The following is a 12,410-nucleotide window of genomic DNA, read 5'->3' as shown; positions in this document are numbered from 1 at the left end:
GATGCAAAACCTGTAGGAGCGGGCTTGCCCGCGAAGGCGGCGGTACAGTCAACATTGATGTCGCCAGATAAACCGCTTTCGCGAGCAAGCTCGCTCCTACAGGGCTCAGTGTCTTGACTGACTGGCATTGGGGCTTGCCCCCGTTCGGCTGCGAAGCAGTCGTAAACCCTGCGGTTTAACTTTGAAATGTCGGGCGAAAAAAAAGGGGAGCACATGCCCCCCCGAGGTTTAAAACGGTCTATCGAGGCTGTTAACTCAGCCTTCGATCTCGATCAGAATTTCGCCCGGATTAACCCGGTCGCCCTTGGCCACATGGATGGCGGTGACTTTGCCGGCGATGGCCGATTGGACTTCGGTTTCCATCTTCATTGCTTCGGTGATCAGCACAGCCTGGCCTGCTTTCACGGTGTCGCCTTCCTTGACCAGCACATCGACGATGTTGCCCGGCATGGTGGTGCTGACGTGGCCCGGTGCAGTGGCTTGCTTGCGCTTGCTGCTGCCACCGCTGACGAATTCGTTGAGTGGTTCGAACACCACTTCTTCCGGCATGCCGTCGATGGACAGATAGAAGTGGCGTTTGCCTTCCGACTTGACGCCGACACCCGTGATATCGACGCGGTAGGTTTCGCCGTGAACGTCGATGACGAACTCGGTCGGCACGCCTTCGCCACCGGCCGAAGTCACGCCGCCCGCTTCCGGAATCGGCAGCAATACTTCTGGCGTGAGGATGCCGGCTGCGCGTTCTTCAAGGAACTTGCGACCGATGTCCGGGAACATGGCGTAGGTCAGCACGTCTTCTTCAGACTTGGCCACGGCACCGATTTCGGCACGCAACTTGGTCATTTCCGGCTTGAGCAGATCGGCCGGACGCACATCGATCACCTCTTCGCTGCCAATGGCCTGGCGACGAAGTTCTTCGTTCACAGTGCCCGGCGCCTTGCCGTAGCCGCCTTGCAGGTAAAGCTTCACTTCGTTGGTGATGGTTTTGTAGCGCTCGCCGGCCAGTACGTTGAAGAACGCCTGGGTGCCGACGATTTGTGAGGTCGGGGTCACCAGCGGCGGGAAGCCGAGGTCTTCACGAACGCGCGGGATTTCTGCCAGCACTTCGCTCATGCGGTTCAGCGCACCCTGCTCTTTCAACTGGTTGGCCAGGTTGGAAATCATCCCGCCCGGTACCTGGTTGACTTGCACGCGGGTGTCGACGGCGGTGAATTCGCTTTCGAATTGATGGTACTTCTTGCGCACCGCATAGAAGTACAGGCCAATCTCTTGCAGCAATTCCAGGTTCAGGCCAGTGTCGAACTCGCTGCCTTTAAGGGCGGCGACCATCGACTCGGTGCCCGGGTGGCTGGTGCCCCAGGCGAAGCTGGAGATGGCGGTGTCGATATGGTCGGCGCCATTTTCGATCGCCTTGAGTTGGCACATCGCAGCCAGGCCAGCAGTGTCGTGGGAGTGAATGAACACTGGCAGCGACTGCTCGGATTTCAATGCCTTGACCAGTTCGCCAGTGGCATACGGGGTCAACAGGCCGGCCATATCCTTGATCGCCACGGAGTCGCAACCCATGGCTTCCATTTGCTTGGCTTGGGCCACGAAGGCCTCGATGGTGTGCACCGGGCTGGTGGTATAAGCGATGGTGCCCTGGGCATGTTTGCCGGCCGCTTTCACCGCTTCGATGGCGACTCGCAGGTTACGCACGTCGTTCATCGCATCGAAAATGCGGAACACGTCGATGCCGTTGACTGCAGCCTTGGCGACGAAGGCTTTGACCACGTCGTCGCTGTAATGGCGGTAGCCCAGCAGGTTCTGGCCCCGCAGGAGCATTTGCAGACGCGTGTTAGGCAATGCCGCGCGCAGTTGGCGCAGGCGCTCCCACGGGTCTTCTTTCAGGAAACGTACGCAGGCGTCGAACGTCGCGCCGCCCCAGCATTCCAGCGACCAGTAGCCGACTTTGTCGAGCTTGTCGCAAATCGGCAGCATGTCTTCGGTGCGCATGCGGGTGGCGAGCAGCGATTGGTGGGCGTCGCGCAGGATAGTGTCGGTAACGTGGATTTGCTTGCTCATTGTTCTATTCCTCACAGGCCTGCGTGGGCGGCGATGGCGGCGGCGATGGCCAGGGCCAGCTCTTCGGGTTTGCGCTTGATCGAGTAGTTAGTCAGTTCAGGGTGGCTTTCAACGAAGCTGGTATTGAACTGGCCGCTACGGAATTCCGGGTTGCGCAGGATTTCCTGGTAGTACGCGGCGGTGGTCTTGACCCCTTGCAGACGCATGTCGTCGAGGGCTCGCAAACCACGGTCCATCGCCTCTTCCCAGGTCAGCGCCCAGACCACCAGTTTCAGGCACATGGAATCGTAGAACGGCGGAATGGTGTAGCCGGTATAGATCGCTGTGTCGGTACGCACGCCGGGACCGCCGGGCGCGTAGTAACGGGTAATCTTGCCGAAGCTCGGCAGGAAGTTGTTTTTCGGGTCTTCGGCGTTGATCCGGAACTGCAGCGCGAAACCGCGGTGCTGGATGTCTTCCTGTTTCACCGAGAGCGGCAAACCGGACGCGATGCGAATCTGCTCGCGAACAATGTCGATGCCGGTGATTTCTTCGGTGATGGTGTGTTCCACCTGCACCCGGGTGTTCATCTCCATGAAGTACACCTCGCCCTCGGCGAGCAGGAACTCCACAGTGCCGGCGTTCTCGTAACCCACAGCCTTGGCCGCACGCACCGACAGATCGCCGATGTAGGCGCGCTGTTCCGGGGTCAGTTGCGGGCTCGGAGCGATCTCGATCAGTTTCTGGTTGCGGCGCTGGATCGAGCAGTCACGCTCGAACAGGTGCACCACATTGCCGAAGCTGTCGCCGAGGATCTGCGCTTCGATGTGTTTCGGATTGACGATGCATTTTTCCAGGAACACTTCCGCCGAACCGAAAGCCTTGGTGGCTTCGGAAATGACCCGTGGAAAGGCTTGTTCGAGTTCTTCGCGACTGTTGCAGCGACGAATACCGCGGCCGCCGCCACCGGATGTAGCCTTGAGCATCACCGGGTAACCGATGCGGTCACCTTCGGTCAGGGCTTCTTCGATGCCCGACACGTTGCCTTCGGTGCCTGGGGTGACCGGCACGCCGGCCTTGATCATGCTGCGGCGCGCTTCGGTCTTGTCGCCCATGCGGCGAATCACTTCAGCCGATGGACCAATGAATTTGATTCCGCGTTCGGCGCAGATGTCTGCCAGCTCGGCGTTTTCCGAAAGGAAGCCGTAGCCGGGGTGCAACGCATCGCAACCGGTTTCCACCGCCAGGTTCACCAGCTTGCGCGGGTTGAGGTAGCCGGCCAGTGGCTCGGCACCGATGCTGTGGGCCTCGTCCGCACGCTTCACATGCAAGGCATGACGATCGGCGTCGGAATAGATCGCGACCGAGCGAATGCCCATTTCGGCGCAGGCGCGCACGATTCGTACGGCAATCTCACCACGGTTGGCGATCAGGATCTTTTTTATCACTTGGAGGTTCCCTTGAGCCGGTGGTACCCACGACCTGTCAAACCAGGTCGACGCGTGACCAAATGTTTCAATTCAGTCGCAGCTCCACACTAGCCTTCGCAAGGGATTAACAAAAATGAATAATAATTGGGTTACACATAAGCAAAGACTTATAGTTGAAACATCAGCCTCCGCTCAGGGTCTCTAGAAAATGCGTAAGTCATTGATGCGTATGACATTGCGTCAATTGCAGATCTTCAATGAGGTGTGCGACTTAAGGTCCTACAGCCGCGCTGCCGACGAAATGTCTCTCACACAACCTGCCGTTAGCCTACAGATTCGTCAACTCGAAGAGCTGATCGGCCAACCGTTGTTCGATTACGTCGGCAAGAAACTCTACATGACCGAGGCCGCCGAGGCCCTGCAGCGCGCCAGCCGGGATATTTTCGGACGCCTGGAAAACCTCGATATGCAGCTGTCGGACATGCAAGGCTCATTGCAAGGCCAGCTGAAACTGGCGGTGGAATCCAGCGCCAAGTATTTCGTGCCGCACCTGTTTGCCGCGTTCAAGCGCCAGCACCCGGAAGTGAATCTGCAGCTGACAGTGGTCAATCGTGGGCAGGTGATCCGGCGCCTCTCCGACAACCGCGACGATCTGGTAATCATGTCCATGGTGCCGCAGGACATGGGGCTGGAGTTCTTGCCATTTCTCAACAACCCGATTGTCGCCGTAGCACCGCCGGATCATCCGTTGTGCCACATGGGCCCACTGCGCTTGCAGGATCTGGAACCTTACACACTGCTATTGCGCGAATCCGGCTCCGGTACGCGACTGGCCTGCGAAGAGTATTTCAAAGAAAAGCGCGTGCACTTCAACCAGACCCAGGAGGTCTCATCGGCCGAAGCCCAGCGTGAATGTGTGCTCGCGGGTCTGGGCCTGGCGCTGTTGACGCGCCATGCCCTGAACCTTGAATTGGCAACGGGCGGATTGATCGAGTTGCCGGTCGAAGAACTGCCGCTGTACCGCAGTTGGTGCCTGGTGCAGGCCAAAGCCAAACGGCTATCACCCGTGGCGCACGCATTCCTTGCGTTTATCCGCAGCGAGCGGATGCAGATCAGCGCCCTGGTTGAGCGTTTCGACGGGAAGTTACGGGAGCTGCCTGCCAGTAATTGAGTTCGAGGTCGTCAGAAAATTCGCCAATTTCCGCCAGAAGCTGACGGCGTTCGCAGCGATCTTCGATGGCGCGGCGAAATTCCATGCGGCGCTGATCTTCTTGCTGACGACGGGTTTTGACGGCGCTGTTGCGTTCTTCGTAGGGCTGAGCCATTTCGAGTCTCCCAAGGCGAGTACGGGAGTTTCAAGATAGGCGCGAGGGATGACGGTTTGGCGACGGGTGAATGACAGTGAGATGAAATGTGATGACGCCTTCGCGGGCAAGTCGGATCGCCGCACCGCTCGCTCCTACAGGGTTACGCGATATCTGTAGGAGCGAGGCTTGCCCGCGAAGGCACTCTCAAGGCAAAGAATCAATCGTCCAGCGCTTTCACCGACTTGGGCGACAGCCGCAAGCTGCGAAGGCTGCGCTTGACGCTCTTGAGGTGATTGACCAGGCTCGGACCGCGGGCCATGGCCACGCCCATCGCCAGCACATCAATCACCACCAGGTGCGCGATGCGCGACGTCAGCGGCGTATAGATTTCGGTGTCTTCGTGTACATCGATCGCCAGGTTGACGGTCGACAGTTCGGCCAGCGGCGTCTGGCTCGGGCACAGGGTGATCAACGAAGCGCCGCTCTCGCGCACCAGATTGGCAGTGATCAACAGGTCCTTGGAACGCCCCGACTGGGAAATGCAGATCGCCACGTCGCTCGGCTTCAGGGTAACCGCCGACATCGCCTGCATGTGCGGGTCGGAATACGCGGCTGCAGTCAGCAGCAAACGGAAAAATTTGTGCTGGGCATCCGCCGCCACTGCGCCCGAAGCACCGAATCCATAGAACTCGACACGCTGAGCCTGAGACATGAGCGACACAGCCCTCTGCAACTCCACCGGGTCGAGTTTCTCGCGAACCTCCATCAGGGTGTGCAGGGTGGTGTCGAAGATTTTCAGGCTGTAGTCGGCGACCGAATCGTCTTCATGGATCGCGAACTGACCGAAGCTGGCGCCCGCCGCGAGGCTCTGCGCCAGCTTCAGTTTCAAATCCTGAAACCCGGAGCAACCAATAGCACGGCAAAACCGCACGATGGTCGGCTCGCTGATCCCCACGCTATGGGCCAGGTCGGCCATGGAACTGTGCATCACCGCCGCAGGGTCAAGCAGCACGTGGTCGGCGACCTTGAGCTCCGACTTGCGTAACAGGTGACGTGACTGGGCGATATGTTGCAGCAGATTCAAGGGGCTGGACTCTTTGTTATTGGCAGGCGCCGGGGATGTAGCACGCTTGTAGTTATACTACATGAATCGGCTTTTTGCCTGCTCAATGCGTAACCGGATGGCATTAATCTTCCCAATTTTGCCAGGAAATGCTCCATGTAGCGGGAAACATCCGCGCGGCGTCACCCTTGCTGAGGGCAGCGAAAATCGTACCCTGACGCTCCCGCGGCTTTAGAAGAAATATAGATAAATCAACATTAACAATTTTTGACACATAATTTACCTGGTGTTGCGTCTACATAAACCGCAAATGACCCCGCCCATAATTATTTTCATTTTACTTCCATAGTCTACGGATGATTAATTTACTGATATAAAATAAGAACATCCGTTAAAGAATCTCTGACCACGGAAGGTCTATATGAAAATCAGAAAGAAATGCACACCAATCTTATTGTGCGCCCTCTTAACAACTAAAAATTCGTTAGGCGAAGACTACTATTGGCAATTTCAGCCCGAATCGGGGATTCCTGAAAAATTTTCCTCGCCAGAATCAGGTTGTCGATGGCTACACAAGGAAAGTGAAGACTCATGGAACTACACACCCCCCATAGAAAGAGAGGATAAACTTGCTTGGGATTGTCACATGATATTTGGCGATGACCCGGTCGACGACTCCTATGGAGCTCTAGCTATAATGCTCTATGGAGAACATTGCACAAAAGGAAATAAATTTAACAGCATTTCAGGTCAGTGTGAGTTTCTAAAAGCTAGCTACGCCTGTCCATCGAGTATCACTGGTAACCCTATCGATTTTTCGACAGGCTACAAGTTGCAGTCAGAAACAGATTACTCATTTTCATCTAACAATAATCACGAAAATGCTATCGAATTCACAAGATACTACAGAAGTGCTGATGGATTATGGGTTCATAATTACTCAGATAGGCTGAATATTGAAAACAATTCAGTCACAGTTATACACAATAATGGAAACCAATACGTATTCAAAAAAGTCGGGCATTTATACGTTGGCGAAGCAACTGAAGCAAGTACGCTCAATCAGCATGACAACCGCTGGATATACCAATCGACTAACGGCATGACGTTAGTATTCGATAATAGCGGAAAACTTGTAAGTACACGAAGGCACAGTTTGTCCACGACTATCAGCTACTCGGGCACAGTCGCTACAGTAACCGATAGTTTCGGCAATTCACTTCAATTTACCGAAGACTCAAGAAAGCAACCCCTTAGTTTAAAGGTGGGGCAGACCCAAATACGCTACCAATATAACAAATATAAACAGCTCATTTCGGTCATAAAAAATCACCCTGAGTTTCAGGAAACAAGACGATATTTTTATGAAGACCAACGAGACAGCAGGCTTTTAACAGCGATTGAAGATCAACGTGGGATCAAATATGCGGCATGGACTTACGACCAATACGGTCGGGCAATCTCCAGCGAACACGCGCTGGGCACTGAGAAAGTTACCGTCCAATATAACCCTGACGATTCAACCACTGTATCAAACGCCTTGGGGAAAAATACAACTTATAAATTTGGTTACTTTCAAAGCGCCAAACGCATAACCTCGATCATCGGAGAACCAACCGCTAACTGTCCACAAAGTAATTCGACATTTACCTACGACGAACGCGGATTTCTGACATCGCAAACTGACGGTAAGGGCATCACTACGTTATTCACCCATAACGACCGCGGTTTGGTCACTTCGCGCATCGACGCAAGTGGTACGCCTGAATCAAGGACTATTACCACGGAGTGGCACGCTACGCTGCCCCTTCCCTTGCGTATTCAACAACCAAACCGATCAATCCTATATACCTATGACGCTGAAGGACGAAAACTCAGCCAAACAATTGAAACACATTGATTCAGAAGGACCTGAACATGAATACACTGTTATTAAGAGTAAGCCTTCTGGCGCTTGCAATCGGCGGCACTCTCATCACCGTCCCACTCTGGCAAGCCCCAGAGCGCGGATGGTCATTCACATACAATGCCACTGGCTTGCTCGAATCTTCGGATGGGCCAAGAACCGATGTGAGCGATATCACCCGCTACGAATATGACTCAAATAGCAACCTGACGCGCGTTACTAACGCACTTGGGCATATCACTGAGATATCAAACTACGATTACATAGGGAATCCGCAGACAATTGTTGATCCCAATGGGGTGGTAACTTCACTGAGCTATATGCCTCAAGGTTGGTTATCATCTGTCAGCGCAGGAAACAGCACCACACAATTCGATTACAATGCTACCGGGGACATAACCAGACTGACCCAAGGCGATGGTAGCTGGCTTGCTTACACTTGGGACGACGCAAGACGATTAATCCGAATTACGAATAACCTAATGGAACAAGCTGAATTTGAACTCGACCCAATGGATAACCAAACAGTAGTACGCTTGAAGGACAATGCAGGAAAGCTAACGAAACAGCATCGATGGGTGTATGACGAACTGGGGCGGTTACTTAATTCGATAGGAGCTAGTGGCCAAACGAATCATCTGCAATACGACCTTAATGACAATCCCATTACTACCGTCACCCCTCGCGATGCTAGCTATAGCAGCGCCTACGATCCGCTCAATCGTTTGATAAAGAGCACCGATCCATTAAACGGCACTTCTCAGTCTGAGTACGACGCTCAGGACAACCTCACCCACGTCCGCGACGCACGCGGCGTGAGCACCTATTATCACTTCGATGGCTTGGGTAACCTGACTCAGCTAGACAGTCCCGATAGCGGCACCAGCAAATACAAATATGACGCAGCCGGCAACATCATAGAAAAAACGGATGCTCGAGGGGTCGTCACATCCTATGCATACGATGCTCTGAATCGATTGCTTAGTCGTCGCTATCCGGCAAACCCAAAGCTTGATGTTCGTTTCCACTACGACTCGATTACCAGCGGCAACAAAGGTATCGGCCGACTGACAGCAGTGGAAGACATAAATGGCGTCCTGAATTACACCTACGACGCGCAAGGCAACCGCACAGCCCAACTGCATACACTGAGAACGAATGAAGCAACCCAGCTGGAAAAACTTGGTTTTGGATACGATGGAGCAAGTCGACTCAGTCGGATCGACTACCCGACCGGGCTCAACATTCACTACCTACGCAACTCCGCTGGGCAGGTCAGTCAAGTGGAAATCCGGCGTGGCGCAGATGAACCGACTACCTTCGTGCGCGACCTTGCTTATCTGCCCTTCGGCCCGCTCAAAAGCCTGACCTGGAACAACGGGACTACGCTTCAACGTACCTACGATCTGGACTATCGGCTAACTGCACAAACAGTCGCCGGCAGGAACAGCACTTATGCCTACGATGCCACCGGAAACATCACCAAAATACAAAGCAGTTCACTCGGTGATCTGAACTACAGCTATGACGCGCTCGATCGCCTGACAGAAGAAGAAAATGCCAAGCAACAGCAAACCTTTACTTATGACGCGGTGGGTAACCGCACTAACAAAACACTCACTCCTCTGGTCAAAGGCAAGGTGCAAGACAGTACAGTCACGACCTACCAGTATGGCGCCAGTAACAATCGATTGATCCAAATAGACGACCAATTGGTGACCACCGATGCGGCTGGCAATCTGATCAAAGACCGCACTAATCGCCAATTCTCATACGACGAGCAGAATCGCCTGAGCAGCGTGAAGATTGACGGGATGATCCGGGCTCAGTTTCGCTATAACGCTCTAGGTCAACGCATCCAGAAAATCACTCCACAAGGCGTCACCACATTTCTCTATGGGTTTGATGGTGAATTGCTGGGCGAAACTCTGTTTGATAGCCAGGGTATGAAGCTTACAAGTCAGTTTTATATCTGGCTTGGAGGCATGCCATTAGGCGGCGTGAGCGTGAATTACGATACGACAGGCGCACTTGCCAAAAGCGCACTGTTCTATCTCCATAGCGACCATCTCAACACACCGCGCATCGCAACGAATGCGGCTCAGGACATGGTGTGGGAGTGGAAATCCGACGCCTTTGGTGTAGGGAAAGCCAGTGGCACCTTGACTCTAAACCTCCGCTTCCCTGGTCAGTACTATGACGTTGAGACTGAGTTGCACTACAACTACTTTAGGGATTATGACCCGGAGATCGGGCGGTATGTGGAAAGTGACCCGATTGGTCTCAATGGGGGACTGAATACCTACGGATATGTTGAGGGAAATCCGATTAACTTTATTGACCCGTACGGCCTCGCCAAACCCGATCTTGGTAGTGGAGTGGAATCACACAATGGTGGTAAGGAACATGTTCACTGGGGCGACAAATCCGACCCACGGAAGAATGCGATAAATAAGGATGGATCTATACGGCACGGTAAAGAACCACCCCAACAAATAAAAAACAAGATAAACAATATATTTAACTGGAATCTAAAAATCCCTTTAATGCTAATCCCCTTTTCTCCTGAATTTTTGGAAAGGATAAATCCATACCGCCTCCCTAATCCAATGGAGGGTGTGCCTAGAGAGTGTTAAAATTCAGATCAGGCCTAAATCACATAATAACTTACAAAAGGAGATAATCATGATTTACATTGAAGAAAGCTGCTTCGCAAGGCGAATGCAGTTAATCTCTGAGCTTGCGAACCAAAAATCCTTTGAGCTAGTGATCTGGCTGTATCCAGAGTCGAGCATCGATAGCCTACTTGGTGAAAATATCTTTGCATCCACCAGTGTCAATGCAACCCCAGTTACAGCTTACGAGAATGGTGGTGTCGCGAGGTGCACTCAACGACTTCAATTGACCAATAAATTAATAAATAAGATCGTGCAAGAAAAAGACTTTATAGCGAAAAACTGTGACTGTCTTTGCATCTACAGCCCTAACAATCCTGAATGGCAAGCATGCACAATAGGTCACGAAGGAATGATCTTGGTTAGAGATACTGCTCTACTTACTAAATTAAAAACCCTTGGGTTCAATGCATCACTAGATGCACCACCTTGGTGGTAACTCACCCTGCACACAAAATGTAGTACATAGAACGCTACGACTTAGGCCGTAGCGTTCCCACCACAATCTTGCCCTTGAATGCCTCAACGATCTCTCGTCCCATGGCATAGTCGCCCGGCTGTTTGATCATCTCGGAACCAGTCTACCTGCCCTAGCAAATTTGCCGGCGGGGGGGTGAAGTATCAAATGCTGGACAGAACCGTAGTGAGAGAGCCATGGACGACTGCAACAATCAAGTTGGATTATGTGCGGCCAAAGACAACAAAAGCCCTGATGACTACCCAAAAACCTGCATGACTCTTCTTGAAAACAATGTTTTGATTAAGGAGGCAACTTCGAATGGCGCATATTATTAAATATAGAATTTCAACACTAAAGATCGCCTCACTTATCTTGCTACTGGCCTGCTCCTTCGCTTTCATAGCAGCAAGATACTACTACCCGGCAAACCTAGATCAAATGTGCGATAGTAACTCGCCATTACTGGTAAACAAAATTCACAGTTGCAGCCTCATTGAACAGGTAGTAAACAATCTTGAGCATGAAGGCTACACTCTCGTTACCTTAGATAAATCCAATACAAGCCGAGGCCCATTTAAAGCAAAATTTGATTATAAAATATTTGAAATAAACAACTATAAAATCGAAGGAGACCCTAATAGCGGAGTTGCTCAGTTTCGATTCATCAATGGTCGTTTATCATCAATAGCTTACACACCAAAAAATCCAGAATCCGTATTTAATCTATATCCTGAAAAGGAATCAAACGAGACAAGCGTCCGGCATTCGACCAACTACCAAGGACTGAAGTACATTTCATGGTCAAACAACCAACTTGAATCTTACATTACATGGTGGATCAGACGATTTGCTTAGCAGATCCTCCCCTACTGAGTCAGCACTCTGTCTGCTGACTCAGCAAAAGCATCTCATTTAGCATCTTGCTCTTTTAACAAGCAGCCTAAGCCATTTGCCTCGACCGGACGACTGATCAGGTAACCCTGCACCTCGTCGCAGCCTTCAGACTGCAAAAACTCAAGCTGTTCGGGCCGCTCGACACCCTCGGCCACCACCCTCAGCGACAACCCGTGCGCCACGGCAATGATCGCGCGGGTGATCGCCGCATCCTCACTGCTCTCCCTGATCGATCTTCACGTAATCCACCGGAATCCGTTTGAGATAACTCAGGGAGAATAACCAGTGCCGAAATCATCGATCGCAAGGTTGACGGTCGACAACTCGGCCAGCGGCGTCTGGCTCGGGCATAGGGTAATCAACGAAGCGCCGCTTTCGCGCACCAGATTGGCAGTGATCAACAGGTCCTTGGAACGCCCCGACTGGGAAATGCAGATCGCCACGTCGCTCGGCTTCAGGGTAACCGCCGACATCGCCTGCATGTGCGGGTCGGAATACGCGGCTACAGTCAGCAGTAAACGGAAAAATTTGTGTTGGGCATCCGCCGCCACTGCGCCCGAAGCACCGAATCCATAGAACTCGACACGCTGAGCCTGAGACATGAGCGACACAGCCCTCTGCAACTCCACCGG

9 protein-coding genes and 2 pseudogenes are annotated in these 12,410 nt (G+C 52.7%); 5 read left to right on the top strand and 6 right to left on the bottom strand.

Annotation, left to right across the window (positions count from 1 at the left end):
* Positions 1-255: 255 nt before the first annotated feature.
* Both oadA and CKW20_RS07255 read right to left on the bottom strand, forming a co-directional pair.
* Entirely contained in the window at positions 256-2,064 is a 1,809-nt protein-coding gene (oadA, locus tag CKW20_RS07260) for a sodium-extruding oxaloacetate decarboxylase subunit alpha (RefSeq protein ID WP_095052339.1), read from the bottom strand.
* A gap of 11 nt (positions 2,065-2,075) precedes the next feature.
* Complete coding sequence (locus CKW20_RS07255; RefSeq protein WP_007896523.1) at positions 2,076-3,491, bottom strand: acetyl-CoA carboxylase biotin carboxylase subunit; 1,416 nt, start codon at positions 3,489-3,491, stop codon at positions 2,076-2,078.
* 190 nt (positions 3,492-3,681) lie between these two features.
* On the opposite strand from CKW20_RS07255, the gene CKW20_RS07250 reads away from it, so the two are divergent.
* Complete coding sequence (locus tag CKW20_RS07250; RefSeq protein WP_095052338.1) at positions 3,682-4,644, top strand: LysR family transcriptional regulator; 963 nt, start codon at positions 3,682-3,684, stop codon at positions 4,642-4,644.
* Here CKW20_RS07250 and CKW20_RS07245 read toward each other — a convergent pair.
* Positions 4,586-4,798, bottom strand: coding sequence for a PA3496 family putative envelope integrity protein (locus CKW20_RS07245; RefSeq protein ID WP_095052337.1), 213 nt, complete (start codon positions 4,796-4,798; stop codon positions 4,586-4,588). The two genes, CKW20_RS07250 and CKW20_RS07245, sit on opposite strands and share 59 nt — an antisense overlap.
* A 199-nt stretch (positions 4,799-4,997) precedes the next feature.
* Complete coding sequence (hexR, locus tag CKW20_RS07240) at positions 4,998-5,864, bottom strand: transcriptional regulator HexR (protein ID WP_007896526.1); 867 nt, start codon at positions 5,862-5,864, stop codon at positions 4,998-5,000.
* A 400-nt stretch (positions 5,865-6,264) separates the two neighbouring features.
* On the opposite strand from hexR, the gene CKW20_RS07235 reads away from it, so the two are divergent.
* The 4 genes from CKW20_RS07235 to CKW20_RS28960 all read left to right on the top strand — a co-directional run bounded on the left by CKW20_RS07235 (position 6,265) and on the right by CKW20_RS28960 (position 11,739).
* Positions 6,265-7,743, top strand: coding sequence for a DUF6531 domain-containing protein (locus CKW20_RS07235; protein ID WP_095052336.1), 1,479 nt, complete (start codon positions 6,265-6,267; stop codon positions 7,741-7,743).
* Positions 7,744-7,760: 17 nt separating this feature from the next.
* Positions 7,761-10,385 (top strand): RHS repeat-associated core domain-containing protein, encoded by a 2,625-nt coding sequence (locus tag CKW20_RS07230; protein ID WP_095052701.1) that lies wholly within the window; start codon positions 7,761-7,763, stop codon positions 10,383-10,385.
* Between the two features lie 49 nt (positions 10,386-10,434).
* Entirely contained in the window at positions 10,435-10,863 is a 429-nt protein-coding gene (locus CKW20_RS07225; RefSeq protein ID WP_095052335.1) for a hypothetical protein, read from the top strand.
* Positions 10,864-11,202: 339 nt separating this feature from the next.
* Positions 11,203-11,739: a hypothetical protein gene (locus tag CKW20_RS28960; RefSeq protein ID WP_141228924.1), complete on the top strand. Its 537-nt coding sequence runs from the start codon at positions 11,203-11,205 to the stop codon at positions 11,737-11,739.
* 53 nt (positions 11,740-11,792) lie between these two features.
* Here CKW20_RS28960 and CKW20_RS29535 read toward each other — a convergent pair.
* Both CKW20_RS29535 and CKW20_RS07220 read right to left on the bottom strand, forming a co-directional pair.
* Positions 11,793-12,092, bottom strand: a pseudogene (locus tag CKW20_RS29535) (EAL domain-containing protein); the annotation flags it as partial.
* Positions 12,075-12,410 (bottom strand): annotated as a pseudogene (locus tag CKW20_RS07220) (SIS domain-containing protein); the annotation flags it as partial. The pseudogenes CKW20_RS29535 and CKW20_RS07220, both read right to left, overlap by 18 nt.

The organism is Pseudomonas sp. Irchel s3b2, assembly GCF_900187445.1.
In the GTDB taxonomy this organism is placed as follows: domain Bacteria; phylum Pseudomonadota; class Gammaproteobacteria; order Pseudomonadales; family Pseudomonadaceae; genus Aquipseudomonas.
Note: the sequence above shows the minus strand (reverse complement) of the source record. Positions and strands in the feature narration are given on the sequence as shown.